The 26,814-nt window shown below is 61.2% G+C and carries 31 protein-coding genes and 1 riboswitch; of the genes, 10 read left to right on the plus strand and 21 right to left on the minus strand.

Going from position 1 to position 26,814, the window contains the following annotated elements:
• The first annotated feature begins 135 nt into the window (after positions 1–135).
• On the plus strand, positions 136–1,602 hold the full coding sequence (locus B9Z43_RS17515; protein ID WP_108324547.1) for a M23 family metallopeptidase: 1,467 nt from the start codon (positions 136–138) through the stop codon (positions 1,600–1,602).
• A gap of 78 nt (positions 1,603–1,680) precedes the next feature.
• Positions 1,681–2,820, plus strand: a complete 1,140-nt coding sequence (locus B9Z43_RS08985; protein ID WP_108324744.1) for an anhydro-N-acetylmuramic acid kinase — start codon at positions 1,681–1,683, stop codon at positions 2,818–2,820.
• 45 nt (positions 2,821–2,865) lie between these two features.
• Here B9Z43_RS08985 and erpA read toward each other — a convergent pair whose 3' ends face one another.
• The 3 genes from erpA to rplM form a co-directional block, all read right to left on the minus strand.
• Entirely contained in the window at positions 2,866–3,231 is a 366-nt protein-coding gene (erpA, locus tag B9Z43_RS08990) for an iron-sulfur cluster insertion protein ErpA (protein ID WP_090137811.1), read from the minus strand.
• A 167-nt stretch (positions 3,232–3,398) separates the two neighbouring features.
• On the minus strand, positions 3,399–3,791 hold the full coding sequence (gene rpsI / locus B9Z43_RS08995) for a 30S ribosomal protein S9 (protein WP_108324550.1): 393 nt from the start codon (positions 3,789–3,791) through the stop codon (positions 3,399–3,401).
• A gap of 11 nt (positions 3,792–3,802) precedes the next feature.
• Positions 3,803–4,234, minus strand: coding sequence for a 50S ribosomal protein L13 (gene rplM / locus B9Z43_RS09000; RefSeq protein WP_089953382.1), 432 nt, complete (start codon positions 4,232–4,234; stop codon positions 3,803–3,805).
• Positions 4,235–4,430: 196 nt separating this feature from the next.
• Between rplM and B9Z43_RS09005 the strand changes: the two genes are divergently transcribed.
• From B9Z43_RS09005 to paaE, 6 genes are all read left to right on the plus strand, one after another.
• A complete protein-coding gene (locus B9Z43_RS09005; RefSeq protein ID WP_108324552.1) occupies positions 4,431–5,321 on the plus strand; it encodes a 23S rRNA (adenine(2030)-N(6))-methyltransferase RlmJ in 891 nt (296 codons plus the stop codon).
• A 126-nt stretch (positions 5,322–5,447) separates the two neighbouring features.
• A complete protein-coding gene (gene paaA, locus B9Z43_RS09010; RefSeq protein ID WP_108324554.1) occupies positions 5,448–6,476 on the plus strand; it encodes a 1,2-phenylacetyl-CoA epoxidase subunit PaaA in 1,029 nt (342 codons plus the stop codon).
• Positions 6,473–6,772: a 1,2-phenylacetyl-CoA epoxidase subunit PaaB gene (gene paaB / locus B9Z43_RS09015; RefSeq protein ID WP_108324556.1), complete on the plus strand. Its 300-nt coding sequence runs from the start codon at positions 6,473–6,475 to the stop codon at positions 6,770–6,772. The genes paaA and paaB overlap by 4 nt, the downstream gene beginning before the upstream one ends.
• A gap of 8 nt (positions 6,773–6,780) precedes the next feature.
• Positions 6,781–7,563 carry a 1,2-phenylacetyl-CoA epoxidase subunit PaaC gene (gene paaC / locus B9Z43_RS09020; protein WP_108324748.1) on the plus strand — a complete coding sequence of 261 codons (783 nt, stop codon included), beginning with the start codon at positions 6,781–6,783 and terminating at the stop codon, positions 7,561–7,563.
• Between the two features lie 105 nt (positions 7,564–7,668).
• Positions 7,669–8,181 (plus strand): 1,2-phenylacetyl-CoA epoxidase subunit PaaD, encoded by a 513-nt coding sequence (gene paaD, locus B9Z43_RS09025; RefSeq protein ID WP_108324746.1) that lies wholly within the window; start codon positions 7,669–7,671, stop codon positions 8,179–8,181.
• A 21-nt stretch (positions 8,182–8,202) separates the two neighbouring features.
• Positions 8,203–9,303, plus strand: a complete 1,101-nt coding sequence (paaE, locus tag B9Z43_RS09030) for a 1,2-phenylacetyl-CoA epoxidase subunit PaaE (RefSeq protein ID WP_108324558.1) — start codon at positions 8,203–8,205, stop codon at positions 9,301–9,303.
• 67 nt (positions 9,304–9,370) lie between these two features.
• Here the strand turns inward: paaE and B9Z43_RS09035 are convergent, their stop codons facing one another.
• The 5 genes from B9Z43_RS09035 to ahcY form a co-directional block, all read right to left on the minus strand.
• On the minus strand, positions 9,371–9,961 hold the full coding sequence (locus B9Z43_RS09035) for an OmpW family protein (RefSeq protein WP_108324561.1): 591 nt from the start codon (positions 9,959–9,961) through the stop codon (positions 9,371–9,373).
• A 143-nt stretch (positions 9,962–10,104) separates the two neighbouring features.
• Positions 10,105–10,566: a septal ring lytic transglycosylase RlpA family protein gene (locus tag B9Z43_RS09040; protein ID WP_369910132.1), complete on the minus strand. Its 462-nt coding sequence runs from the start codon at positions 10,564–10,566 to the stop codon at positions 10,105–10,107.
• Positions 10,563–11,402 (minus strand): methylenetetrahydrofolate reductase [NAD(P)H], encoded by an 840-nt coding sequence (gene metF / locus B9Z43_RS09045; RefSeq protein WP_108324563.1) that lies wholly within the window; start codon positions 11,400–11,402, stop codon positions 10,563–10,565. Before metF ends, B9Z43_RS09040 begins: the two co-directional genes overlap by 4 nt.
• 18 nt (positions 11,403–11,420) lie before the next feature.
• Positions 11,421–12,269, minus strand: coding sequence for a TlyA family RNA methyltransferase (locus B9Z43_RS09050; protein WP_108324566.1), 849 nt, complete (start codon positions 12,267–12,269; stop codon positions 11,421–11,423).
• A gap of 10 nt (positions 12,270–12,279) precedes the next feature.
• On the minus strand, positions 12,280–13,713 hold the full coding sequence (ahcY, locus tag B9Z43_RS09055) for an adenosylhomocysteinase (RefSeq protein WP_108324568.1): 1,434 nt from the start codon (positions 13,711–13,713) through the stop codon (positions 12,280–12,282).
• Positions 13,714–13,793: 80 nt separating this feature from the next.
• A riboswitch (S-adenosyl-L-homocysteine riboswitch) is annotated at positions 13,794–13,890 on the minus strand.
• Positions 13,891–14,016: 126 nt separating this feature from the next.
• On the opposite strand from ahcY, the gene B9Z43_RS09060 reads away from it, so the two are divergent.
• Positions 14,017–15,645, plus strand: coding sequence for a peptide chain release factor 3 (locus tag B9Z43_RS09060; RefSeq protein ID WP_108324571.1), 1,629 nt, complete (start codon positions 14,017–14,019; stop codon positions 15,643–15,645).
• A gap of 65 nt (positions 15,646–15,710) precedes the next feature.
• Here B9Z43_RS09060 and B9Z43_RS09065 read toward each other — a convergent pair whose 3' ends face one another.
• From B9Z43_RS09065 to B9Z43_RS09110, 10 genes are all read right to left on the minus strand, one after another.
• Positions 15,711–16,358, minus strand: coding sequence for an HAD family phosphatase (locus B9Z43_RS09065; protein WP_108324573.1), 648 nt, complete (start codon positions 16,356–16,358; stop codon positions 15,711–15,713).
• A 31-nt stretch (positions 16,359–16,389) separates the two neighbouring features.
• Complete coding sequence (locus tag B9Z43_RS09070) at positions 16,390–16,773, minus strand: YchJ family protein (protein WP_108324575.1); 384 nt, start codon at positions 16,771–16,773, stop codon at positions 16,390–16,392.
• Positions 16,774–16,778: 5 nt separating this feature from the next.
• Entirely contained in the window at positions 16,779–17,210 is a 432-nt protein-coding gene (locus B9Z43_RS09075; RefSeq protein ID WP_108324577.1) for a rhodanese-like domain-containing protein, read from the minus strand.
• Positions 17,211–17,354: 144 nt separating this feature from the next.
• The gene (locus tag B9Z43_RS09080) at positions 17,355–18,482 is read right to left on the minus strand and encodes an acyl-CoA dehydrogenase family protein (protein WP_108324579.1); all 1,128 of its coding nucleotides are present in this window, start codon (positions 18,480–18,482) and stop codon (positions 17,355–17,357) included.
• A gap of 20 nt (positions 18,483–18,502) precedes the next feature.
• Positions 18,503–19,180, minus strand: a complete 678-nt coding sequence (locus B9Z43_RS09085; RefSeq protein ID WP_108324581.1) for an SDR family oxidoreductase — start codon at positions 19,178–19,180, stop codon at positions 18,503–18,505.
• A 118-nt stretch (positions 19,181–19,298) separates the two neighbouring features.
• Complete coding sequence (locus B9Z43_RS09090; protein ID WP_108324583.1) at positions 19,299–20,480, minus strand: acetyl-CoA C-acyltransferase; 1,182 nt, start codon at positions 20,478–20,480, stop codon at positions 19,299–19,301.
• 44 nt (positions 20,481–20,524) lie between these two features.
• A complete protein-coding gene (gene can / locus B9Z43_RS09095) occupies positions 20,525–21,193 on the minus strand; it encodes a carbonate dehydratase (protein WP_108324585.1) in 669 nt (222 codons plus the stop codon).
• 29 nt (positions 21,194–21,222) lie between these two features.
• Entirely contained in the window at positions 21,223–22,404 is a 1,182-nt protein-coding gene (locus tag B9Z43_RS09100; RefSeq protein ID WP_108324587.1) for an isovaleryl-CoA dehydrogenase, read from the minus strand.
• 43 nt (positions 22,405–22,447) lie between these two features.
• Positions 22,448–22,822, minus strand: a complete 375-nt coding sequence (locus B9Z43_RS09105; RefSeq protein WP_108324752.1) for a PaaI family thioesterase — start codon at positions 22,820–22,822, stop codon at positions 22,448–22,450.
• Positions 22,823–22,949: 127 nt separating this feature from the next.
• Complete coding sequence (locus tag B9Z43_RS09110; protein WP_108324589.1) at positions 22,950–23,354, minus strand: MerR family DNA-binding transcriptional regulator; 405 nt, start codon at positions 23,352–23,354, stop codon at positions 22,950–22,952.
• A 120-nt stretch (positions 23,355–23,474) separates the two neighbouring features.
• On the opposite strand from B9Z43_RS09110, the gene B9Z43_RS09115 reads away from it, so the two are divergent.
• The gene (locus tag B9Z43_RS09115; RefSeq protein ID WP_233250149.1) at positions 23,475–24,563 is read left to right on the plus strand and encodes an MBL fold metallo-hydrolase; all 1,089 of its coding nucleotides are present in this window, start codon (positions 23,475–23,477) and stop codon (positions 24,561–24,563) included.
• Here the strand turns inward: B9Z43_RS09115 and B9Z43_RS09120 are convergent.
• Genes B9Z43_RS09120 through gmhB form a run of 3 tightly spaced genes read right to left on the minus strand, consistent with a single transcriptional unit; the run spans position 24,554 to position 26,812 of the window.
• A complete protein-coding gene (locus tag B9Z43_RS09120) occupies positions 24,554–25,471 on the minus strand; it encodes a M48 family metallopeptidase (protein WP_108324593.1) in 918 nt (305 codons plus the stop codon). The genes B9Z43_RS09115 and B9Z43_RS09120 overlap by 10 nt on opposite strands.
• A 16-nt stretch (positions 25,472–25,487) precedes the next feature.
• Positions 25,488–26,231, minus strand: a complete 744-nt coding sequence (locus B9Z43_RS09125) for a 1-acyl-sn-glycerol-3-phosphate acyltransferase (RefSeq protein WP_108324595.1) — start codon at positions 26,229–26,231, stop codon at positions 25,488–25,490.
• A 14-nt stretch (positions 26,232–26,245) separates the two neighbouring features.
• A complete protein-coding gene (gmhB, locus tag B9Z43_RS09130; RefSeq protein WP_108324597.1) occupies positions 26,246–26,812 on the minus strand; it encodes a D-glycero-beta-D-manno-heptose 1,7-bisphosphate 7-phosphatase in 567 nt (188 codons plus the stop codon).
• Between the last annotated feature and the right edge of the window lie 2 nt (positions 26,813–26,814).

The following is a 26,814-nucleotide window of genomic DNA, read 5'->3' on the forward strand; positions in this document are numbered from 1 at the left end:
TTTCTGGAGTCAAATGGGCTCGGGCGGTAAACTCTGCTCCTTGCCAAGGCCTCCATTTTAGGTGGATGCGCTTGCCCCTCCTTTTGTTGAACTGCCGCACGTCTGTGTCGCAGCTTCAATGCAACCGTGAATTGAATGCCTTTTTTGAATGATTTCAAGACCCGACTGGGTGCGTTGCTGATCAAGCTGTTGGTTCAGGGCACTTTGGCTCTGGGCGCAGCTTTGTCGAGCATTCAACGTGCCTTGGCCTGGTTGGACGGCCAGCACCCGCAACTGACTCAGTGGCTGAATGCCCTGCGCACTTGGGTGCTGCGTCACCCCAAAATGATCAGCAGCACCGTGGCCTCCGTGTTGATGGCCACCGGCGCAGGCGCTTTTGCCATTGCCAATTTGGGTCCTGACATTTCTGACCAACCGGTGGTCAGTGTCTCCGTGCCTGTTGAAGTGGCCGATTTGGCAGCGCAAGCGCTGGCCATTGAGCAAACCGAGCTGAACTTGACCCGTTCGGATCTGACCCGCACTGCGGATACGCCCGAGAGCTTGTTGCGTCGCATGGGTGTGGTGGATCCGCAAGTGGCCGCCTTCTTGCGCAAGAACCCTTTGGCCAAGGAGGCGTTGTTGCGCTCGGGCCGTACGGTGTCGGCCGAGGTCAACAACCAAAAGCAATTACGCCAGTTGAGCGTGCGTTGGTTGCGCAATGAAACGGACACCGCTTTCCAGCGTTTGGTGGTGACGCGTACTGCCCAAGGCTTGCAAGCCGTTCAGACGTCTGCCGCAATGAACACCAGCGTGCGCATGACCGGCGGCACGGTGGCCAGTTCGCTGTATGCAGCGGCTGATGAAGCCCGTTTGCCCGACCCCGTGATCAGCCAGCTGACTGATATCTTCTCGAGTCAGATCGACTTCCACCGCACTTTGCGCAAAGGCGCTCGTTTCGCGGTGGTTTATGAGGTGCTGGAGGCCGATGGCGAGCCCATCCGCACTGGGCGCGTGTTGAGTGCCGAGTTCAACAACGACAACAAACTTTACCAAGCGGTTTGGTTCCAGGAGCCCGGTCAAAAGGGCAATTACTACGCGTTGGATGGCAAGAGTCTGCGCCGCGCTTACCTGGCGGCACCTGTGGCTTTTTCTCGCAAGACCAGCGGCATGGGCATGCGACTGCACCCCATTTTCCAGACGCTTCAAAAGCACAACGGTGTGGACTACGCCGCACCGACCGGTACCCCCGCGATGTCGATTGGCGATGGTGTGGTCGATTTTGCAGGTGTACAAGGCGGCTACGGCAATGTGGTGATCGTGCGCCACAGCCCCAGCCACAGCACGGTCTACGCCCACCTGAGCCGCATCCAAGTGAGCAAAGGCCAGTCCATTCAAAAGGGCCAGACGATTGGCGCCGTGGGCAGCACCGGCTGGTCCACCGGCCCTCATCTGCATTTTGAGTTCCGCGTCAATGGCGCACACGTCGATCCGCAAAGCGTGATACAGCAAGCGCAAGCTACGCCGATCTCGCCAGCGGCCATGGCCCGCTTCAATGCGGCTGTGAAATACGCCAAGTCTCAATTCGAGGCTGCGGCGCTGATGCGCGACACCAACGAGTTGTGATCTACAAAAGGACCTTCGGGTCCTTTTTTGATGGCATCATCACGGTCCTTGTTGCCGCTCTTTTCTGACACGCCCTCCATGCCCTCCCGTCTCTACATTGGCCTGATGTCAGGCACATCCTTGGACGGCGTCGATGGCGTGCTGGCCCGCATCCACGAAAACGGTCAGATGCAGGTCGAAGGCCATGCTTTCCGACCTTTTGACGCCCCCTTTCGCGAAGCCTTGCTGGCACTGAACCAAAGCGGCCCCGACGAACTGCACCGAGCTGCTTTGGCTGGCAATCGGGTGTCGCGGCATTACGCTCAGGTGGTCGGTGATTTGCTGACACAGACTTCGCTCAAGCCCCAAGACATCACCGCGGTCGGCGCTCACGGCCAAACCGTACGCCATCGGCCGCTGGAGTTTGATGGCGACGATGCCGCACAGCAAGCGGCTGTGGGGTACACGATCCAGCTGATCAATGCCGCTTTACTGGCAGAGCTGACCGACATTGATGTGGTGGCCGATTTTCGCAGCCGCGATCTGGCCGCTGGCGGCCAGGGTGCACCGCTGGTGCCCGCGTTTCACCAAGGTGTTTTTGGCCTGCCCGGTCAATGCGTGGCGGCGATGAACATTGGCGGCATTTCCAACATCAGCGTCTTGCACGCCGATGGCTCGGTGCAAGGCTGGGACTGTGGGCCCGGCAACGCCTTGATGGATTTTTGGTGCCAGCAGCACTCCGGCCAAACCTTTGATCGCGACGGCGCTTGGGCTGCAACTGGCACGGTGCATGCGGACTTGCTGCACAGCTTGCTGAGCGAAGATTTTTTAAGCCGCGTCCCGCCCAAGAGCACAGGGCGTGATCTGTTCAATCCGGCATGGCTGGAACAGCACCTGCGCGCATTTGACAAGCTCTCTGCGGTGGATGTGCAAGCCACCTTGACCGAGTTCACGGCCTTGGCTTGTGCCATGGATGTCAGCGTGCATGCCGCCAAGGCTCAAAGGCTGATCGTGTGCGGTGGGGGGGCCTTGAATGGGCACTTGATGCGCCGGCTGTCAGCGCACCTGCCGGGCATGGACGTGGTCAGCAGCGAGCAGTGTGGTCTGCCGCCGTTGCAGGTAGAGGCTGCCGCTTTTGCCTGGTTGGCCTTCAAGGCACTGCGCCGCGAAACGGCCAGCCTGAAAAGCGTCACGGGCGCCAGAGGCGCCCGTGTCTTGGGGGCGCTGTATCCACGCTGACCCCCGGTGATGTGTGTGGCGAGCCGTGCTCGCCTGCTTGCTTTATCAGGTCGAAAAAGAAGAACCGCAGCCGCAAGTGGATGTGGCGTTCGGATTCTTGATGACAAACTGCGCGCCCTGCAGGTCTTCTTTGTAGTCGATCTCAGCGCCAATCAGGTATTGGTAGCTCATGGCGTCAATCAACAAGGACACGCCATTTTTGCTCATGGTGGTGTCGTCTTCGTTGGTGATTTCATCGAAGGTGAAGCCGTACTGAAAGCCCGAGCAGCCACCCCCCTGGACGAACACGCGCAGCTTCAGGTCGGGGTTGCCTTCTTCCGCGATCAGGTCGGCCACTTTGGCGGCAGCGCTGTCGGTGAAGACAATCGGTGCGGGCATTTCGGTCTGGATGTTTTCTGCAACTGCGCTCATGGTGTTTCTCCGGGATCAATGGTGAATAGTATAGCGCCGCAGTAGGTTATTCCCGTTCACCCAAGCCATTAACGCTACTGGCGTTGGGGGTATGCCCACGGTGATTTGCCCAACAAAAAAGCCGCAGCGGCGAACCGTTGCGGCTTTTGGCAAAACAAGAAAGCGGATTAACGCTTCGAGAATTGCTTGCGGCGGCGAGCAGAGTGCAAGCCAACCTTTTTACGTTCGACTTCACGGGCGTCGCGAGTGACGAAACCAGCTTGGCTCAGCATAGGCTTGAGCGTTGCGTCGTAGTCAATCAGGGCGCGGGTGATGCCGTGGCGCGATGCGCCGGCTTGACCGGATTCGCCACCGCCGTGCACGTTGATCATGATGTCGAAAGTTTCGGCATGGTTGGTCAACATGAGGGGTTGCTTGGCGATCATGATCGAAGTTTCGCGGCCGAAGTAGGCTTGGATGTCCTTGCCGTTGACCGTGATCTTGCCAGTGCCTTTTTTCAGAAACACGCGGGCGACGCTGGATTTGCGACGGCCTGTGCCATTGTTCCATTCACCAATCATCTCAAGGCTCCTTAGATGTCCAGCACTTTAGGCTGTTGGGCGGTGTGTGGGTGCTCAGCGCCACCATACACCTTGAGTTTCTTGATCATGGCGTAACCGAGTGGGCCCTTGGGCAGCATGCCCTTGACAGCCTTCTCGAGTGCGCGGCCAGGGTGCTTGGCTTGCATGTCGCGGAAGTTGGTTGCAGTGATACCGCCGGGATAGCCCGAGTGACGGTAATACACTTTGTCGATGGTCTTGGTGCCAGTCACTTTGAGCTGGGCAGCATTGATGATGACGATGAAGTCACCGGTATCGACGTGAGGCGTGTAAATGGCCTTGTGTTTGCCGCGCAAACGGAGAGCAACTTCGCTGGCTACTCGTCCGAGGACCTTGTCGGTCGCGTCAATCACAAACCACTCGTGCACGACCTCAGCGGGTTTTGCGCTGAAAGTTGTTGTCATGAGTTTTCTCTTTGAAGAAAGGTTTGTTGGGTCCTTTTCCACGGTCGGTGCTCCTCTGTTGGGAGCCTCTTAGGTGGGAATTTGCCCCCGCCTTTACAGGCTTGGGCGTCTTCGCCGCGGGACCACTGAATCGCTGCGAAGCCTGCCATTATACGAAAAATCAAGGACTTGCGGGGATATTGGTTACCATCGGTGCATGTTCAGTTATCGACACGCCTTCCACGCCGGCAACCATGCGGATGTGCTCAAGCACATCACCTTGCTGGCGACCATGCGCCACCTCATGCAAAAAGAGGCCGGCATCACCTTGATCGACACCCATTCCGGCGCGGGCTTGTACCGCCTGGACGGCGATTACTCCCAAAAAGGCGCTGAGGCCCAGGACGGTTTGTTCAAACTGCTGGCGGCCCTGGAAAAACTGGACAGCATTCCAGAACCCATCGAAGACTATCTGGCGCAGATCGCGAGCTTCAACGCCAATGGCGAGGCCCGGGTCTACCCCGGCTCACCTTTTTTGATGCAGCGCCTGATGCGCCACGAGTCGCGCGACCGCCTGCGCCTGTTTGAGCTGCACCCCACCGACAGCAAGTCGCTGATGTCCAACATCGCCCAATTGGAGGCGGGCCGCACCGTCACCGTGAGCCGCGAAGATGGCTTTGAGGCACTCAAGAAGCTGTTGCCGCCACCGGCATCGGCCACCGGCTCCAAACGCGCCATGGTGCTGATTGACCCCAGCTACGAGATCAAGTCGGATTACGTCAAGGTCGCGAACGTCATTCAGGAATACCTCAAACGTTTCTCGACCGGCACCTATCTGGTCTGGTACCCGATCATCCCGCGCCCCGAAGCGCACGAGCTGCCCCGCCGTTTGCGCACGCTGGCCAACCAGGCGCAAAAGCCCTGGCTCAACGCCACCTTGGCCATTGGCCGTGGCCCTGGCGACGTCGGCGGCCTGGTGGCCAGTGGCATGTTCATGATCAACCCGCCCTTCACCCTGAAGGACCAGATCCGCAAGGCGCTGGACGTGGTGGGCCCCGCACTGGCGCGTGGCACGGGCAAGGAATGGAAAGTCGAATCCTCATCCTGAGGCTCGCCCCGGCTCAGGGAAAGTCCTGAGCACAAGGGCTTTAATTAACCGACCGATCGGTCGGTTAATTGCTATACTCGCTTCTGCGCCACGATCATTCCATCCTGTCAGGCGCAGGAGAAGCCCATGTACACGCAATCTTTCAGCGTATCCGACCAGGATGACGCGAAGTCAGCCGGCCTGAAGGCCGTGCCCAAGCAAGTCAGCGCCAGCGAACAAGCGCTGCAAGCTCAATTCGATGCACGCATCGACGCCGATGGCCGCGTCGAGCCCCGCGAGTGGATGCCAGAGGCCTACCGCAAGACCCTGGTGCGCCAGATCAGCCAACACGCCCACAGCGAAATCGTGGGCATGCTGCCCGAAGGCAACTGGATCAGCCGCGCCCCCAGCTTGAAGCGCAAGGCCATCTTGATTGCCAAAGTGCAAGACGAAGGCGGCCACGGCCTGTACCTGTACAGCGCCGCCGAAACCCTGGGCACCAGCCGCGACCAGATGCTGGACGCGCTGCACACCGGCAAAGCCAAATACAGCTCCATTTTCAACTACCCCACGCTCAACTGGGCCGATGTGGGCGTGGTCGGCTGGCTGGTCGATGGCGCGGCCATCATGAACCAGATCCCGCTGTGCCGCTGCTCGTATGGCCCTTACGCCCGCGCCATGGTGCGGGTGTGCAAAGAAGAGTCCTTCCACCAGCGCCAGGGCTACGAAGCTTTGCTGGTGATGATGCAAGGCACCGCCGAGCAAAAAGCCATGGTGCAAGACGCCGTCAACCGCTGGTGGTGGAAGTGCCTGGCCATGTTCGGGCCGCCCGACGCCGACAGCCCCAACAGCGCGCAAGGCATGCGCTGGGGCATCAAGCGCATCAGCAACGACGACCTGCGCCAGAAGTTTGTAGACGCCACCGTGCCGCAAGCCAAGGTCTTGGGCGTGACCTTGCCCGACCCCGATCTGAAGTGGAACGAAGCGCGCCAAGCGCACGACTACGGTCAGATCGACTGGGACGAGTTCTGGGCCACCGTCAACGGCAATGGCCCTTGCAACAAGGAGCGCTTGGGCGCCCGCGTCAAGGCCTGGAACGATGGCGCCTGGGTGCGCGAAGCGGCTCTGGCCCACGCCAAGAAACAACAGCAACGTCAAATGAAGGAGGCCGCATGAGCGCCACACCTGCACTGAAAGAATGGCCCCTGTGGGAAGTTTTTGTCCGCTCCAAGCAAGGCCTGGAGCACAAGCATTGCGGCAGCCTGCACGCATCGGATTCCGAGCACGCCCTGCAAATGGCGCGCGATGTGTACACCCGCCGCCAAGAAGGTGTGAGCATCTGGGTCGTGCCCTCGGCCAGCATCTCGGCGAGCGAGCCCAATGACAAGCCCGAGTTCTTTGATCCGGCCAGCGACAAGGTGTACCGCCACCCGACTTTCTATGAAATCCCAGAAGAAGTGGGACACATGTGAGCGCCACCATGAACGCCCCTGTTGATTACCTGCTGCACCTTGCCGACAACGCGCTGATCCTGGGTCAGCGCAATGCCGAATGGTGTGGCCACGCCCCCATCTTGGAAGAAGACATCGCGCTGTCCAACAACAGCCTGGACCTGATCGGTCAGGCCCGCATGTTGTACCAACGCGCGGCCGAGCTGCATGGCGGCGGCGCCACCGAAGACACGCTGGCCTACTTCCGCGATGTGCCTGACTTCAAAAACTACACACTGTGTGAATTGCCGCACATGCCTTTGATGGCCGCCACCTCGGCAGGCGACCGCGACTTTGCGATGACCATCGTGCGCAACTTCCTCTACAGCAGCTTGATGGTGCTGGTGTGGGACCAATTGCAAACGTCCAAAGACACGCAGCTGGCAGCGATCGCCGCCAAGTCGCTCAAGGAAGTGCGTTACCACCTGCGACACTCGCGTGACTGGCTGGTGCGCATGGGCGATGGCACCGATGAATCGCATGCCAAAGTGCAAGCCGCGCTCGACCAGCTGCTGCCGTATTGCCAAGAGTTCTGGACCGCCAGCCCGCAAGAGACAGCCGCTCGGGCCAATGGCACGGGCACCGACATGGCTGCACTGCAAGCCGACTGGGACCAAATCGTTGACACGGCGGTGCAAGAAGCCACGCTCAAGCGCCCAGCCACAGGCGGGTTTGTGCCCACCGGCAAACAAGGTCTGCACTCCGAGCACCTGGGTTTTGTCTTGGCCGAAATGCAAAGTCTGGCCCGCGCACACCCACAAGCCACCTGGTAAAGCCGCTCCGCCCACATGACCGAACCGACCATCAGCACCAGCGCGCTTGAACAGGCACTGGATCGCCGCGCTTCGCTCGCGTCGACAGAGCGTTCTCCGCTCGCGATGACGGCGCTTGAACAGCGCGCTTGGGGCCTGCTCGAACACCTGAGCGACCCGGAAATCCCGGTGGTCTCTCTGCGCGAGCTGGGCATTTTGCGTGACGTGCGCGAAGGCCCCGATGGCTTGGAAGTGGTCATCACCCCGACCTACAGCGGTTGCCCCGCGATGGGCCAGATCGAAGACGATGTGAAGGCGGCATTGGCTGACAACGGCTTAAGTGGCCGGGTCGTCACCCAACTGGCCCCCGCCTGGACCACCGATTGGATGACCGAAGCGGCACGCGAGAAGTTGCGTGCCTACGGCATTGCACCGCCCCACGCCTGCGCCAGCGAGAAATCCGGCTCGGCCAACGTGGTGCAGTTCGCAGCACGCGGCGCCAAAGCCGAGGTCGTCAACTGCCCGCAATGCGGCTCGGCTAACACCACCGAAACCTCCCATTTCGGCTCCACTGCCTGCAAGGCCCTGTACCGGTGCCTCGACTGCATGGAACCGTTCGACTACTTCAAACCTTACTGAAGCTTCTCAAGAAAGCCCGCCATGACCGCCTTGCGTTTTCATGACCTCACCGTCGCCCGAGTCACGCCCGAAGCCGCTGGCGCCGTGGCCATCACGCTGGCCGTGCCCACCGATCTGCGCAAAGCCTTTGACTTTGCGCCGGGTCAGTTCCTGACCCTGCGCGCCAGCATCGATGGCGCCGACGTGCGCCGCAGCTACTCCATCAGCTCGGCCCGCAGCCAGTTGCAGCAAGGCGAACTCGAACTGGGCATCCGCCCCGTCGAAGGCGGTGTGTTTTCCAACTGGGCGGCGAGCCAGCTCAAAGCGGGCGACACTTTGCGCGTGATGCCGCCAGACGGCCGCTTCACCGTGCAAAAGCAGCGCGCCATCCACCGCGTCGGCTTCGCTGCAGGCTCAGGCATCACGCCCATCCTGTCCATTTTGGCGACCACGCTCGAAGAGCAGCCCGAATCGAAATTCACCCTGGTCTACGGCAACCGCCGCATGGACAGCGTGATGTTCAACGAGGCACTGCAAGACCTGAAAGACCGCTACCCTTCTCGCCTCACGCTGATCCACATCCTCTCGCGCCAATCGCAAGAAGTGCCTTTGCTCGAGGGCCGGATCAACGCGGACAAAGTGCGCGCCATCATCGACGCCTTCCTGCCCGTGGGCAGCATGGACGAGGTCTTCATATGCGGCCCCGAGGCCATGATTGAAGAGACCGAGAAGACCTTGCTCGATGCCGGCGTCAAATCCGAGCGCATCCGCACCGAACGCTTCACCTCGCCCACGCTCGAAGCGCTGAGCCCCGAGCAAAAAGCCAAAGCCGTACTGGGCCACAAGGCCACGCGCGACGGTGGCGAAGTGCAGCTCACCGTGGTGCTGGACGGCAAGCCCTACGACATGCCAATGAACAAGAACGAGAAGATCCTCGACATCGCGCTGGCACTCGGCCTGGATTTGCCTTACTCCTGCAAAGGCGGCGTGTGCTGCACCTGCCGCTGCAAGGTGATGGAAGGCTCCACTGAAATGGACAAGAACTTCACGCTCGAGAAACCCGAAGTTGACCAAGGCTTCGTGCTGTCGTGCCAAGCCCGCCCCACCAGCGACCGCGTGGTGGTGAGCTTCGACGAACGCTGATTTGTATTCGGTCGCCCATGAAAAACGCCCTGCATTGCAGGGCGTTTTGCTTCAGGGGTGAACCCGATCAGAAGCGGTAGCCCACGCCTGCGCCGACGAGCAGGGGGTCGAGCTTCAACGTCCCTGCATTCACACCACCTGCGTAAACATGGGTGCGGATATAGACTTTTTTGACATCGAAGTTGATCGACCAGTTCTTGTCGAGCGGGATGTCCACGCCCACTTGCAAGGCGCCGCCCCAACTGTCTTTGTCCAAAGTGGCGACACCGCCAAGCAGGTTGACTTTGCTGATGTCGGTGTAGTTGATACCGGCGCCCACATAGGGCTTGTAGCCATTCAAACCTGTGAAGTGGTACTGCATCAACAATGTTGGAGGCAAGTGTTTGAATGTGCCGATCGACGTGCCATTGCTGGACACGGTCTGCTTCTGAGGCACCGTCAAGATCAACTCGGCTGCAATGTTGGGCGTGAAGAAATAACTCACATCCACTTCAGGGATGGTCTTGTTGTCCACCGTCAGGCCCAAGCCTGTGCTGTCTTTGTTGGCCATGTCCAAGTTCACGGCACGTGCACGCACCAGCCAAGGTGTTTCTTGCGCTTGAACCACGCCCATGCCCAATGCGGCCAAAGCGGCGATAACGATCAATTGTTTTTTCATGGTTTTTTCCTTTAACGAAGAAGCTTTTCGCCTCAAAGTCATTGGACGCCCATGGGGTGTATGCGGTCTTGCGCTGCGTCAAATCCAGAACCGACTCGCCGCCCGATCTGCGTGCGGTTTGCGGCAGATCAAAAAGGCGGCACTCACCGCGACGACTTGGACACCGATGCGCTGCGGTGCAAGGCCACCTGCGCTCGCCCGGCATGGCGCATGCCCAAGCGTTCAGCAGCGGCTTCGCTCAAGTCAATGATGAATTGGGGGGTGAAAGGGCCCCGGTCATTGATGCGCACGGTGACCGCCCGTCCATTGCCAAGATTGACAACACGGACACGGCTGCCCAAAGGCAACGTTTTGTGCGCCGCCGTCAAGGCTTGGCCATCAAAGCGTTCTCCACTGGCTGTGCGCCGACCCTGCCAGCGCTTGCCGCCGTACCAAGAGGCCAGCCCGTGCTGAAGCAGCGTTCCAGCCATGTCTTGCGCCATGGCATCACTGGCCTCAGCCTCCGATGGCAAGGCCTGCTGCATTACCGCATCGGCAGACGGCTCGGGCACAGCTGCGACCGCGGCGCCACACCACAACGCCAAGGCTAAAGCAAAGATTTTCAACGGCTTTTCAGCGCCGACAAAACGCTCAATGTGGCGGCGCTTTGGTTCATGGTGTAAAAGTGGATCGCGGGCACGCCACCGTTGATGAGCTGTTCGCACAGATCCGACACCACTTCCAGGCCAAAGGCTTTGATCGACTCGATGTCATCGCCATAGCCTTGCAAGCGCAAGCGGATCCAACGCGGAATTTCGGCCCCACAGGCGTCCGAAAATCGCAGCAACTGTGAGGAGCTGGTGATGGGCATGATGCCCGGCACAATGGGCACATCGACCCCCAGTTTGTAGGCGTCGTCCACAAAGCGGAAATACGCATCGCTGTTGTAGAAGTATTGCGTGATGGCAGAGTTGGCACCGGCTTTGACCTTGGTGGCAAAGGCCTGCAAATCGGCTTCAGGTGATTTGGCTTGTGGGTGGATTTCGGGGTAGGCCGCCACTTCGATGTGGAAGTCGTCACCGGTCTCGGCCCGTATGAAGGCCACCAGATCGCTGGCGTAGTGGAACTCGCCACCTGCGCCGTAGCCGCTGGGCAAGTCGCCGCGCAAGGCCACCAGGCGCTTGACGCCCATGGCCTTGAGTGTGGCCAACTCGGCGCGCACAGAAGCCTTGGTCGCGCCAATGCACGAAAAGTGCGAAGCGGCGGCCACACCCTCGGACAAGATCGCCCCCACCGTGGCAAAGGTACCCTCTTGTGTGGAACCACCCGCGCCATAAGTCACCGAGCAAAACTCAGGCTTGAGGCCATACAAGGTTTGACGCACGACTCGGAGCTTCTCAGCGCCTTCTGGCGTTTTGGGTGGAAAAAATTCCAGACTGATCGGCAGCTTCAATGCAGACATCTCAACACCTTCAAAAATTCAATAGTCGTTGGCCTTGGCATAGGCCTTGGCGGCCAGATCGGCCTCGTGGGCCACGCGTGTGGCCTCGCGTGCGGGCAACACCGCAGCAGGGTCAGGCCAACAAGCCTGCACAAAAAATTCGCGGTTACCGTCACCACCCTCAATCGGGCTGGCCAGCCATGCCGTCACCTGCATGCCCAGCTCGGTCAAAGCCGTGCGCACACGGTTTTCGATGAAGGGGAAATGCGTGTCGTCTTTGACGATGCCGCCCTTGCCCACCTGACCGGGCTGCAATTCAAACTGGGGCTTCACCAGCATCAGCAACTGGCCTGTGGGCTTGAGCAAATGCACCACACCCGGCAACACCAAGGTCAGCGAGATGAAGGACACATCGCCCACCATCAGGTCAAAGCCTTCGAGCGCATCGGGCACGCGTTCGTCACCGGGCTGCAACTCGCGGGCGTTCACGCCTTCGATGCAAATCACGCGCTCGTCTTCGCGAATGCGCGGGTGCACCTGGGCATGGCCCACATCAATGCCCACCACTTCGGCCGCACCGTGCTGCAGCAAGCAGTCGGTGAAACCGCCGGTGCTTTGGCCCACGTCTAAACAACGCAAGCCGTCCACCTGCACGCCCGTGGCCTTCAAAGCCCCTTCGAGCTTCAAGCCACCGCGCGAGACATAACGCGACTCGGCGTCGTCGAGCAGCTGCAAAGCAGCGCTCTCGGGCACTTCGTCGCGGTTTTTCACCACCGCACGCCAACTCCCGTCAGGCAGCTGCCACTGCACGCCCCCGGCGATCAGGCGCTGTGCCTGGGAACGGGAAGCGGCCAGGCCGCGTTCGACAAGAAGTTGATCAATGCGCATGCGGTGAATTTCAGTAACGGTAGGTGTTGGCCTTGTAAGGGCCGTTCTTGGACACGCCGATGTAGGCGGCCTGCTCGTCGCTCAGCTCGGTCAGCATGGCGCCGACTTTCTTGAGGTGCAGGCGGGCCACTTTTTCATCGAGGTGCTTGGGCAGCACGTAAACCTTGCCGGACTCGTACTGGTCTTGTTTGGTGAACAGTTCGATCTGGGCGATGGTCTGGTTGGCAAACGAAGAAGACATCACGAAGCTGGGGTGGCCGGTGGCGCAGCCCAAGTTCACCAAACGGCCTTTGGCCAGCAAGGTGATCTTCTTGCCATCGGGGAAGATGACATGGTCGACTTGCGGCTTGATCTCGTCCCACTGGCACTTTTCCAACGAAGCGACGTCGATTTCGTTGTCGAAGTGACCGATGTTGCAAACGATGGCTTCGTCTTTCATGGCGGCCATGTGCTCGTAGCGGATCACGTTCTTGTTGCCGGTGGCGGACACGAAGATGTCGCACTTGTCAGCGGCGTATTCCATGGTCACCACTTTGTAGCCTTCCATCGCAGCTTGCAGGGCGTTGATCGGGTCGATCTCGGTCACCCAGACTTGGGCGCTCAAAGCGCGCAAGGCTTGGGCCGAGCCCTTGCCCACGTCGCCGTAACCGGCCACGCAAGCCACTTTGCCAGCAATCATCACGTCGGTGGCGCGCTTGATCGAATCGACCAAAGATTCACGGCAGCCGTACAGGTTGTCAAACTTGCTCTTGGTCACCGAGTCGTTGACGTTGATGGCGCGGAACATCAAGCTGCCCTTGGCGGCCATCTCGTTCAGGCGCAGCACGCCAGTGGTGGTCTCTTCGGTCACGCCGATGATGTGCGCGCCCTTGCGGCTGTACCAGGTCGGGTCCACGGCCAGCTTGGCCTTGATGGCGTTGAACAGGCAGGTCTCTTCTTCGCTGGTGGGGTTGGCGATGAGCGATGCGTCGGTTTCAGCGCGCTTGCCCAAATGCATCAGCAAGGTGGCATCGCCGCCGTCGTCCAGGATCATGTTGGGGCCTTCGCCTTCGGTGCCTGCGGCGCCGAAGTCAAAAATGCGGTGGGTGTAATCCCAGTAGTCGGCCAGGGTCTCGCCTTTGATGGCGAACACGGGGGTGCCGGCGGCAGCAATCGCGGCAGCGGCGTGGTCTTGGGTCGAGAAAATGTTGCAAGAAGCCCAGCGGACGTCAGCGCCCAAGGCTTGCAGGGTCTCGATCAGCACGGCCGTCTGAATGGTCATGTGCAACGAGCCGGTGATGCGTGCGCCCTTCAAGGGCTGGGCCTTGTTGAACTCTTCGCGGATGGCCATCAGGCCGGGCATTTCGGTCTCGGCGATTTTGATTTCTTTGCGGCCCCAATCGGCCAGGCCGATGTCGGCGATCACGCAGTCAGCGTTGATGGCGGTAGGAATACGTGCATTCATGAGAAAAGCTCCAAGCAATGTGAATGAACCACACGCGCAGGAAAAGCACTGAATGGGAAAAACAGGCTCACCACACGTCGAGTGGATGAGCGTCGTTGCTGTATGAAGGTTCCGAGCCTCACGCCCCGCTGCCAGCTTTGTTCAAAGCCAGGGGACGCTGCAACGCTCCTCGGAAGCCTGCGATTATACGAAGAATGATCCCCGTATGGCACTCAGCCCGTAAAATCAGGGGTTTTGCGCAAGCTGCTCTGCGCTTTGCCGCACTGGGTGCGTTTGCCGCCCGCATGAATTTCAGGACGTTTTGTGACCTACGCCAACGAGACCCGGCGCCGCCGGACTTTTGCCATCATTTCCCACCCCGACGCGGGTAAAACCACGCTGACCGAAAAGCTCTTGCTGTTCTCGGGCGCGATCCAGATTGCCGGCTCGGTCAAGGCCCGCAAGGCCTCGCGCCACGCCACCTCGGACTGGATGGAAATCGAAAAGCAGCGCGGCATCTCGGTGGCTTCGTCCGTGATGCAGATGCTCTACCGCGAGCACGTCATCAACCTGCTCGACACCCCCGGCCACAAAGACTTCTCTGAAGACACCTACCGCGTGCTGACTGCCGTGGACTCGGCGCTCATGGTCATTGACGCGGCCAACGGTGTGGAAGCCCAGACCCGCCGCTTGATTGAAGTGTGCCGTCAGCGCGACACACCCATCATCACCTTTGTGAACAAGATGGACCGCGAAGTGCGCGACCCGCTCGACATCCTGGACGAAGTCGAACGCGAGCTGGGCATGCCCTGCGTGCCCATGACCTGGCCTGTGGGCCAAGGCAAATCGTTTGGCGGCATCATCAACCTGCGCACGCAGGCCATGACGGTGTTCGATTCCGGCAGCGAACGCCTGCCGCAAGACTTTGAAACCATTCCCCTCACCGAACAAGCCCAACTGGCCGAGCGCTTTGGCCTGGAATGGCAAACCGCCATGGACAGCATGGAGCTGGCCACCGGCGCTTCGCCCGCGTTTGACGAAGCCGCCTTCCTGGCGGGCAAGCAAACCCCCGTGTTCTTCGGCTCGGGTGTGAACAACTTCGGTGTGATGGAAGTGCTCGACGCCCTGGTCGACTTGGCCCCAGCGCCCAAGCCCCGCACCAGCAACCTGCTGGTCAACAAGCAACCCGTGGTCAAAGAAATCCAGCCCGAAGACAGCGCGTTCTCGGGCGTGGTGTTCAAGGTGCAGGCGAACATGGACGCCAACCACCGCGACCGCATCGCCTTTGTGCGCATGGCGTCTGGCAAATACACCCCCGGCATGAAGCTTAAGGTGCAACGCACCGCCAAAGAACTGCGCCCCACCAGCGTGGTCACCTTCATGAGCCAACGTCGCGAAGCCGTGGAAGAGGCTTTCGCGGGCGACATCATTGGCTTCACCACCCACGGCGGCGTGCAGCTGGGTGACACCATCACCGACGGGGCCAACCTCCAGTTCACCGGCCTGCCCTTCTTTGCGCCCGAACTCTTCATGACCGTGATCCTGAAGAACCCGCTGCGCACCAAGCAACTGCAAACCGGCCTCGATCAATTGGGTGAAGAAGGCGCGATCCAAGTCTTCAAACCCGAGATCGGCGGCCCCATGCTGTTGGGCGCGGTCGGTCAGTTGCAGTTTGAAGTGGTGCAGCACCGCCTGAAGGCTGAATACGACTGCGACGTGCGCCTGGAAGGCTGCCAGTACACCGGCGCCCGCTGGATCACGGCCGACACCCCAGCCGAACTGCGTGAGTTCACCAACGCCTACCCTCAGCGTATGTCGCTGGATGCGGCAGGCACGCTGGCCTATTTGTGCACCAGCCCCTATGACGTGCGCCTGGCGCAAGAGCGCTTTCCCAAGATCCACTTCCACCCGCTGCGCGAGCATGCGGGCTTGGCGTTGGGCTCGGCCAACTGAGTGTTCAGGTCACTGGGCTTGAGCCCTGACTGAAGGCTGCACTTTGCTGGACCGGTGTCGGGCTTTCATGCCAAGCGCAACTCGTGCATGCCGGTGAACACCCGCGCAGCACCGGCTTGCAACAGAGGTGCGTGCACCGCAGGCGGTGCGGCATAGGCCCACACGGTGGCGCCTGCGGCCACACCCGCCGTGATGCCCACGGTGGTGTCTTCGACCACCAGACAACGCGCAGGATCGACCTGCAAATGCGCAGCAGCGGCCAGGTACACATCGGGGTGCGGTTTGCTGCGCGGCATTTCATGGCCGCTGAAAATGCGGCCTTCAAAAAAGCTGTGCAAGCCCACTTGCTTGAGCATCATCTCGACCTTGAAACGGTCGGCACCAGAGGCCACCGCGATGCGGCCTTGGCAATGGTCATGCAGATGCGCCACGGCCTCGTGCACGCCTTCGATGGCGGTGATGCTCTCTTGCAAGCGCACATTGCGGCGCTCAAAAAACGCTTGCAGCCATTCATCGGTGAGCGGCGTGCCGGTGTGCGCCTCGATGGTCACGCGCTGGCTTTTGACCGTGTGGCCCACAAAACGCTGCATGCACTCGGCCAGCGTCATGCGCCAACCCTGTTCCTCGAACATGTCGCGCAGCACGCCGCAGGTGATGGCCTCGCTGTCGACGAGCACGCCGTCGCAGTCGAACAAAATGGCTTGGAATGTCATGCGGGGATCATACTGAACACATCACACAGGCTCAGAGCACGTCGCCGTCGACGTAATACCAGCGCCCTTCTTCGCGCACAAAGCGGCTGCGTTCGTGCTGACGAATGGCTTTGCCACCCACGCGAAAACGCGCAACAAATTCGACTTCAGCGGTGTGCTCGCCTGTGCTGCGGTGTTGCTTGATGTCCAGACCCAGCCACTTGGCCCCAGCTTCAAGCGTCAGCTCGGCAGGCCGCTGGCTGCTGTGCCAGGTGGCCAGCAGGTAAGGCACATCACCCAACACAAAGGCGCTGTAGCGCGAACGCATGAGGCTTTCGGCATCGGGGGCTGGCTGACCGGCGTGATAAAGGCCGCAACACGCGTCCAGTGCGAGCGGCTGGCCTTTGGCCGTGGTTCGGCCGCAGGGACAAAGCATCGTGCTCAATGGTTTTTGCGCGCAGCGCTTTCGGCCTTGTGCTGTTCCAGCGTGACCATGGGCGCGTGGGCTTTTTTCCAGGCCGCATAACCGCCGTCGATGTGCGCCACGTTGGTCATGCCCATGTCCTGCAGGGTTTTGGTGGCCAGGGCGCTGCGCCAGCCCGCACCGCAAAACAAGATGAACTCTTTGCTCTCGTCGGCAAACACGGGCTTGAAGTAGGGCGAAGCCGGGTCCACCCAGAATTCGAGCATGCCGCGTGGTGCCAGCAAAGCGCCTGGCACGGTGCCTTCGCGCTCCAGCTCGCGGGGGTCGCGGATGTCGACGATCTGCACATGCGCGTCGGTCAAACGCGCACGGACTTGATCGACGCTGTAGGTCGTGACCTGGGCCATGGCTTCGTCAACCAGCGCCTGAAATCCTTTGGTGATGGGCATGCGGGGCTCCTCTTTTGAAAGTCAATGGTTCAATGCTTCGTCATGACGAGCGCAGATGCTGGACTGCCACGTCGCTGCGCTCCTCGCAGTGACGGCCCACACCGTCATGGCGAGCGAAGCGCGGCCATCCAGTTTCTTGGGCATTTACAAAGCACGCTGGATGATGATTTTTTGCACGTCGCTGGTGCCTTCGTAGATCTGGCAGACGCGCACATCGCGGTAAATGCGCTCGACCGGAAAATCGCTCACATAGCCGTAACCACCCAAGGTCTGGATGGCGGCGGAGCACACTTTTTCGGCGGCCTCGCTGGCAAACAGCTTGGCCATGGCGGCTTCTTTCAAACAAGGGCGACCGGCATCGCGCAGGCTGGCCGCGTGCCAAATGAGTTGGCGCGCCGCTTCGAGTTGCGTGGCGCAATCGGCCAGTCTGAAACCCACGGCTTGGTGGTTGAAGATGGCGGTGCCAAAGCTTTCGCGCTGCTTGGCGTAGTCGATGGCCACATCCAAGGCGCTGCGGGCCATGCCCAGGCTTTGCGCTGCAATGCCGATGCGCCCGCCTTCCAAAGACGACAGGGCGATTTTGTAGCCTTCGCCTTCCTGGCCGATCAGGTTTTCAGCGGGTATGCGGCAGTTGTCGAAGTTGATCTGCGCGGTGTCGCTGCTGTGCTGGCCCAGCTTGTCTTCGAGGCGCGCCACGTTGTAACCGGGCGTGCGGGTGGGCACGATGAAGGCGCTCAGGCCTTTTTTGCCCGCGCCCTTGTCGGTCACCGCGATCACGATGGCCACGTCGCCGTTTTGACCGCTGGTGATGAACTGCTTGACGCCGTTGATGACGTAGCCGTCGCCGTCTTTCACGGCGGTGGTGCGAAGGGCCGATGCGTCCGAGCCCACATGCGGCTCGGTCAGGCAAAACGCACCGAGCATCTGGCCTTGGGCCAAGGGCGTGAGCCATTGCGCTTTTTGCGCGGCGTTGCCGTACATCATCAAGATGGCGTTCACCGGGCAGTTGGTCACGCTGATCACGGTGCTGGTGCCGCCGTCACCGGCGGCGATTTCTTCGAGCACCAGCGCCAGCGTCACATAGTCCAGGCCCGCGCCGCCCAATTCTTCGGGCACACAAATGCCATAGGCGCCCAGCTCGGCCAGGCCCTTGTGCACGTCTTTCGGGAAGTGGTGTTTTTTGTCCCACTCCGCGGCATGGGGCCAAAGTTCGCGTTGTGCGAAGTCGCGCACGGCGTCGCGGATCATTTCCTGGTCGGGGGTCAGCAGCATGGGGCTCTTTCTTTATCGGTTCACCACGGCAGGGTCTGGCCGTCGTGGTTCAAAAATGCGCCACGGTGTGTCGGGTCGCGTTGTTCAAGGATTCGGTTCAGCGTTTGGCGCAAGCTGCTTGCGCTTTGCTCAGGCGTGAGGGGCGCGGCCGCGCCGCCCATCTCGGTCTGCACCCAGCCGGGGTGGATGGCCAGCACGGTGATGTCGGGCTGCTCGGCTTGCGTGCAGCGCACCACCATGTTGAGGGCAGCCTTGCTCACGCGGTAGAGCGCCGCATTGCCGCTGGTGGTCTCTTGCATGCTGCCCATGACGGAGCTGATGCAGGCGATCACGCCTTTTGTCTCTTGCACCATGGGCACGATTTGCGGGATGACCTGCATCGCGCCCATCACGTTGGTGTGCATGACGGCGTCAAAGCTGTCGCGGGTGGGCGGGGTGTTGGCGCTGGCGCGGTCCATGGCGCCTGCCACATAGATGGCCAGGTCAATCTTCTCGCCGTCCAGCTGCCAAGACAGCCCCGAGTTGCTGGCCGGGTTGGCCACATCGAGGCGCAGGGTTTGTGCGCCCAAAGCCTTCAGGCTCGCCAGCCCATCGTCGGAGCGGGCGGTGGCGATCACGCGCCAGCCGTCTGCGATGTATTGACGGGCCAGCTCTTGGCCGATGCCGCGCGATGCGCCGATGAGGAGGACGGTTTTCATGGCTCCAACCGCCCCGTCACTGCGAGCGCAGCGCGGCAGTCCAGTGCATCTGCACAGCGAGGGTTCATCTGGATCACCACCCGCCACGCAAGCTCGCGGTCGCGATGACGGTCATTCATCACACCAGTTCCAACGCCACAGCCGTGCCTTCGCCGCCGCCGATGCACAAGGTGGCCAGGCCTTTTTTCAAGCCACGGGCCTTGAGGGCGTGGATCAGCGTGACCATGATGCGCGCACCGGACGCGCCGATGGGGTGACCCAATGCGCAAGCGCCGCCGTTCACATTGACCTTCTCGTGCGGCACGTTCAGCTCTTTCATGAGGGCCATGGGCACCACGGCAAAGGCTTCGTTGACTTCCCACAGGTCCACGTCTTCGACTTTCCAGCCCGCTTTGGCCAATGCTTTTTGCGTCGCGCCCACGGGGGCGGTGGCAAACCACTCGGGCTCTTGTGCGTGCGTGGCGTGGCTCACGATGCGGGCCAGCGGTTTGCAGCCCAACTTGGCAGCGGTGCTCTCGCGCATCAGCACCAAGGCTGCGGCTCCGTCGTTGATGGACGAGCTGCTGGCTGCGGTGATGGTGCCGTCTTTCTTGAAGGCGGGCTTGAGCGATGTGATCTTGTCGAGCTTGACTTTGCCAGGGCCTTCGTCGATGGACACCACGCGCTCGCCGCTGCGGTCTTTCACCGTGACGGGTGTGATCTCGGCGGCAAATGCGCCAGATTCAGTAGCAGCCTTGGCGCGCTGCACACTGGTGGTGGCAAAGTGGTCTTGCTCGGCGCGGGTGAAGCTGTACTTGGCAGCACAGTCTTCGCCAAAAGTGCCCATGCTGCGGCCGGCTTCGTAGGCGTCTTCCAGGCCGTCGAGCATCATGTGGTCAAAGATGCGGTCATGGCCCATGCGGTAACCGCTGCGGCCTTTGAGCATGAGGTAGGGCGCATTGGTCATGCTTTCCATGCCACCGGCCACCAACACGTCGTGCGTGCCTGCGACCAGCATGTCGTGGGCGAACATGGCCGCGCGCATGCCTGAGCCGCACATCTTGGACAGCGTGACCGCGCCCGCGCTTTTGGGCAAGCCGCCCTTGAAAGCGGCCTGGCGGGCGGGCGCTTGGCCTTGGCCAGCCATCAGGCAGTTGCCAAACAGCACTTCGGTGACCAGCTCAGGGCTGATGCCGGCACGCTCCACAGCGGCCTTGATGGCCGCACCACCCAGGTCGTGCGCAGACAGGCTGGCGAAGTCGCTTTGAAAGCTGCCCATGGGGGTGCGGGCAGCGCTGACGATGACGATGGGGTCGGACATGGTTTTCTCCAATCAGTAAAAAATCGCCACGCCACCCCACAGGGTCACGCGGCCGGAAGCATGCCACCACGGGGGTAGCGTTTGAAAGCGTTGCGGAACACATCGACCACTTCACCGGCGTGGCTCATGCTCACACCGAGGTCTTTGACCAGACCGTTGTCCAGGCCATAAATCCAGCCATGGACGGTGACTTTTTGGCCACGGCTCCAAGCGTCTTGCATGACGTTGGACAGCGCGACGTTGCCCACTTGCTCGATGACGTTCATCTCGCACAGCACGGTTTCCAAATCGGCTTGTGGCAGGTGGTTCAGGCGCTGGCGATGACGCAAATGCACGTCTTGCACATGGCGCAGCCAATTGTCGGCCAGCCCCACGCGCATGCCCCGTGCGGCAGCCAACACACCGCCGCAGCCGTAATGGCCCACCACCATGATGTGCTCGACCTTGAGCGCATCGACCGCGTACTGGATGACCGACAAAGCGTTCAAGTCAGAGTGCACCACCAGGTTGGCCACGTTGCGGTGCACGAAGACCTCGCCCGGGTCCAGCCCGGTGATCTGGTTGGCGGGCACGCGGCTGTCCGAGCAGCCAATCCACAAATACTTGGGATTTTGCTGGCTGGCCAGACGCGAGAAATACGCCGGGTCCTGCCGCACCATGCTTTGCGCCCAGGTCCGGTTGTTGTCGAAAAGGTGTTGTAGTGAAGTGCTCATGCATCAATTGTCGCAGTGCAACAAAAACCTCAGCAGGTTTCGGAGAACAGTTCGCGGCCGATCAGCATGCGGCGAATTTCCGAGGTGCCCGCGCCGATCTCGTACAGCTTGGCATCGCGCCACAAACGGCCCAACGGGTATTCGTTGATGTAGCCGTTGCCGCCAAAGATTTGCACGCCCTCACCGGCCATCCAGGTGGCTTTTTCGGCAGTCCACAAAATGACGCTGGCGCAGTCCTTGCGCACCTGGCGCACATGCTCGGCGCCCAGCAAATCGAGGTTCTTGGCCACGGTGTAGGCAAAACTGCGACCGGCTTGCAGCACGGTGTACATGTCGGCCACTTTGCCCTGGATCAGCTGGAACTCGCCAATGCTTTGGCCAAACTGCTTGCGGTCGTGGATGTAGGGGATCACGTTGTCCATGACGGACTGCATGATGCCCAGCGGGCCACCGGTCAGCACAGCACGCTCGTAGTCAAGGCCGCTCATGAGCACCTTGGCGCCGTTGTTCACGCCGCCCAAAATATTGGCTTCGGGCACTTCGACGTTGTTGAACACCAGCTCGCCCGTGTGGCTGCCGCGCATGCCCAGCTTGTCGAGCTTTTGCGCGATGGAAAAACCCTTCATGCCTTTTTCGATCAAAAATGCCGTCACGCCGCGTGCGCCGAGTTCTGGCTCGCTCTTGGCGTAGACCACCAGGGTGTCTGCATCGGGGCCATTGGTGATCCACATTTTGGAGCCGTTGAGCAGGTAGTAACCGCCTTTGTCTTCGGCCTTGAGCTTCATGCTCAGCACATCGGAGCCCGCGCCGGGTTCGGACATGGCCAAAGCGCCCACATGCTCGCCACTGATCAGCTTGGGCAAGTATTTGGCGCGCTGCTCGGGCGTGCCGTTGCGCTTGATTTGGTTGACGCACAGATTGGAGTGCGCGCCGTAACTCAGGCCCACCGAGGCGCTGGCACGCGAGATTTCTTCCATGGCCACCATGTGGGCCAGATAACCCATGTTGGCGCCGCCATATTCCTCGCCCACGGTGATGCCCAGCACGCCCAGGTCGCCCATCTTGCGCCACAGGTCCATCGGGAACTGGTCATTGCGGTCGATCTCGGCCGCACGGGGCGCGATTTCTGCTTGGGCAAATTCACGCACCGCGTCGCGCAGGGCGTCGATGTCTTCACCGAGTTGGAAATTCAGGCCGGGCAAGTTGTTCATGGGGAGTCTCCGAATGAGCGGGTTAGAAGGCGCGCTGAGCGCGTCAATAGGTTTGCGGCACAGGGGCCAGGGTTTGTTGCATCACCGCGCAAGGCGAGCTTTTGCCGTTGGCGTCGATGTGCACCACCTCGGCGGTGGTCACCACCACACGGCGACCGGCCTTGACCACCTTGCCGGTGGCGCGGATCTCGCCGCCTTGGCAACTGCTGAGGAAATTGATCTTGTATTCGACGGTGACGACTTCCATGTCTTCGGGCAAGACCGTCAAAGCGGCATAACCGCCTGCGATGTCGGCCAAGGCCCCGATGGCACCGCCGTGAAAGCCGCCTTGCTGCTGCGTGGTCTTGTCGCCATAGGGCAGCGCCAGCTCGACCTGGCCCGCGCTCACCGACAACAAGCGCACGCCCAAGTGCTGCATCATGCCTTGGCGGGCCAGGCTGTGGGCAACACGTTCATGGGCTGAGTTGGAAGTGGTCACGGTCGGTTTCGCTCAAAATCAGAAGCCACTACTCTAATTGACGTTTACGTAAACGTCAATCAGGGTTTTACCCGGCTGAGGCGGCCTTGGAGGCCTTGGTCAGCAGGCTGCGGGTTTCTTTTTCGTGGGCTTTCACCTCGTCCAGCGTGGCCTCCAGATCGGCCAGCTGAGACTCCAGCTGCTGGCGGTGCTCAGCCAGGATCACCAGAAATTTCTTGAGCTGCGGCACCGTGTCACGCGGCGTGTCGTACATGTCGATCAGGTCTTTGGCCTCGGTCAGCGACAGGCCCAAGCGCTTGGCGCGCAAGGTCAGCTTCAGGCGGGTGCGGTCGCGGGCCGAATACACGCGGTTGCGCCCACCCGGGCCAGAGCGCTCGGGCTCCAACAAGCCCATGTCTTCGTAAAAACGGATGGCGCGGGTGGTCAGGTCAAATTCCTGAGCGAGATCGCTGATCGTGTAAGTGCTGGCCATGGGGTACTCCGTCCTTGCGCAATGGGGACAGGCCCTTGCGAGGACCGCCACCTAGAATGCTTTTATGCTTGACGTTACGTAACGTCAATTGAGCGAATGCTAACCCAAACCACTGCCCGCATGTCCAATTCCGCACCAGCCAACCCTCTGGACTACCCGCACGCCGAGCAACTCCCGGCGCCAGGCAGCGTGATGGAAGTCGCCCCGGGCGTGCTGTGGTTGCGCATGGGCCTGCCTTTTGCGCTGGACCACATCAACCTGTGGCTGCTGCGTGACCGCCTGCCCCACCCCAGCCAGACCGGCGTGACGCAAGAAGGTTGGACCGTGGTGGACTGCGGCATCGACAACGAGGCCACACGCGAGGCCTGGCTCAACATCGAAAAAAACCACCTGCAGGGCCTGCCCATCCTGCGCGTGCTGGTCACCCACATGCACCCCGACCACATGGGCCTGGCGCACTGGCTGTGTGAACGCTGGCAAGCCCCTTTGTGGATGAGCACCAGCGAATACCAGTCGGCCTTGATGGCCCAGTCGGGCGTGTCCAATTTCGGCGGTGAGCCGACCGTGCGGTTTTATGCCGCGCATGGCTGGAACAAAACAGAGGACCTTTTGCAGATCAAGGCCCGCGTGGGCTACTACCCCAGCCTGGTGCCGAAAGTGCCGCAGGCCTATGTGCGCCTGATGGCCGATGACACGGTCAGCATCGGCGGGCAACACTGGCGCTGCATCAGCGGCTTCGGCCACTCGCCCGAACACATGGCCTTGCATTGCACAGAGCGCGACATCTTGATCAGCGGCGACATGCTGCTGCCCTCGATCTCGACCAATGTGAGCGTGTACGCGCAAGAACCCCAGGGCAATGCCTTGCAACTGTTTCTGGACTCGCTGACCAAGATGCAAGACCTGCCGGACAGCACCTTGGTGCTGCCCTCACACGGGCGGCCCTTCAAAGGCGCGGCCCGGCGCATTGCGCAGCTGCGTGCACACCACGACGAGCGCCTGAGCGAGCTGCTGCACGCGTGCACCGGTCAAGCCCTGTCGGCACACGATGCGCTGCCGGTGCTGTTCAAGCGCCCCTTGAACGTGCACCAGATGACCTTCGCCATGGGCGAGTCGGTGGCGCACTTGCACATGCTGTGGCTGGCTGGGCAATTGCGGCGCGAGCTGGGCGAAGACGGCATCTACCGCTTCAGCCGCGCTCAGTCCTGAGCCAGTCCCATGGGGGCTTGCTTGAGGGCTTTGCGGCGCTGCGCGTAGTCGGGCATGACCTCGCCCACGGTCTCCCAAAAGCGGGGGCTGTGGTTCATCTCGCGCAGGTGCGCCAACTCGTGCACCACCACATAGTCGATCTGGCTGACCGGCAAATGGATGAGCCGCCAGTTCAGCCGGATGTGTCCGTCGCTTCGCGCACTGCCCCAACGGGTGTTGGCGCTCGACAGGCTGAGCTTGCTCCAGCGCACACCCAGCAAGGGCGCAAAGTGCTGCAGGCGCTGCTCAAACAAAGTGCGGGCCTGCTTCTTGAGCCAGGCCTCGGCCACCTCGCGCACCTGGGTGGCTGAAGCGCCTGGCGGCACGCTGACGGGCAAACGCGGAACATCTGCTGCTGCGGCTTGCGGCGTGCCGCGCTCGAGCACGCACAGCTGCACCGTGCCGCCCAAGAAAGGCACCTGCGCACCATGCGTCCATTCGATGGCTTGCTGAAACTGCTCGGTCTGACGTTGCTTGAACTGCTGCAGCTTGGCCACGATCCAGGCACCCTTTTCCTGCACGGCGGCGTCGACCTCGCGCAGCGTCACCCAGCTGGGCGCACGCACCACCAGCCCCTCATTGCCCACCAAAAAGCCGATGCTGCGGCGACGTGCCCGCTCGAACACATACGACACCGTGATGCCATGCAAGAGCGCGTGGCGGTTGGCATTGGGATGGGTAAAGCCCGCCGGCTCCGTCGTCTCAGGCGCTGGCAAAACGCGCAAGGGCGGGGCCTCGGCGCTGTCCGCTGTTGGCGGTGCTGATGGTGGCTGCGCGGGGGCAGGTGCCGCAGAGGACACCAAAGAGGCAGGCATCACCGGATCACCACCGGTGAAAAAATCCAGCACAAATTGCAAAGGCGCGCGCATGCTTCGCCCTGTGTGCTCAGCGCGAGGCGGGGTAGGCCTCGGGGTCGAGGCGGTGCATTTCAGCCTCGATCCAGTTTTCGACTTCGCGCATCAGCTCATCGGCATCGCGGCCCACGCTGGGGATGGGCTGGCCGATCGAGATGTCCACCACACCCGGCTTTTTGATGAAGGCCTTGGTGGGCCAGCAACGTGCCGAGGTCACCGCAATCGGAATGACGGGCACACCAGCGGCGATGGCCAAGCGAGCACCGCCGGTTTTGTATTCGCCTTTTTGCCCACGCGGGATGCGCGTGCCTTCGGGGAACATGATGACCCACACGCCTTCTTGCATGAGACGGCGGCCTTGCTGCACCACCTTGGCAAAAGCACGTGAGCGCTGCTTGCGGTCGATGTGGATCATGTCCAGACGGCCCATGGCCCAGCCAAAAAACGGCACGCTCAGCAGCTCTTTCTTGAACACATAGGCCAGCGGGTGCGGCATGATCGCGGGCATCACAAAAGTCTCCCAGGTCGACTGGTGCTTGACCAGCAGCACGGCGGGATCTTTGCTGCCTTGGGGCAGGTTCTCCATGCCGTGGATGCGGTTTTGGATGCCCAAAATCCAGGTGCCACTGTTCACCGCCAATCGCAGCCAAGCGGCGCAGATCCAGTACAAGCGTGTACTGCTGATGAAGTAAGACACCACCACGACAAACAGCGCCCAAGGAATGACCGTGACGGCCATCCAGACCATGTGAAGAACAGCGCGGATGAAATTCATGAGGGCACTCAGTTCTAGGAAGCTGTTTCAGCCAGCAGGTGATCGACAAAGGCGGCCAGATCGGCGTGCACTTGGGTGTCGGCCGGGAAGGTGGCGGGCAGGGCCTGGCCCTGCACATCGGGGTGGCGACCGGTCAGCACCAAATGCGGCGCACAGCCCGCAGCATGGGCGGCCTGCATGTCGCGCAGGCTGTCGCCCACATAGGGCATGCCTTTGAGGTCAATCCCGTAGCGCTCCTGAATTTGATGCAACAAACCCGGTGCGGGTTTGCGACAGGTACAGCCTTCGTCGGGCGCATGCGGGCAATAAAAAATCGCATCGATGCGCCCACCGGCTGCGGCCAGCGTTTTGAGCATGTGACTGTGAACGGCATTGAGAGCGGCCATGTCAAACAGACCGCGCCCCAAACCCGACTGGTTGGTGGCCAGCACCACGTGAAAGCCCGCATGGTTCAGGCGACTGATCGCCTCCAACGATCCGTTCAAAGGCACCCATTCTTCCGGCGACTTGACGAACTCTTCGCTGGCCCGGTTGATGGTGCCATCGCGGTCGAGGATGACGAGTTTCAGGTGGGTGTTCATGG

This window comes from Limnohabitans sp. MMS-10A-192 (assembly GCF_003063335.1).
In the GTDB taxonomy this organism is placed as follows: domain Bacteria; phylum Pseudomonadota; class Gammaproteobacteria; order Burkholderiales; family Burkholderiaceae_C; genus Limnohabitans_A.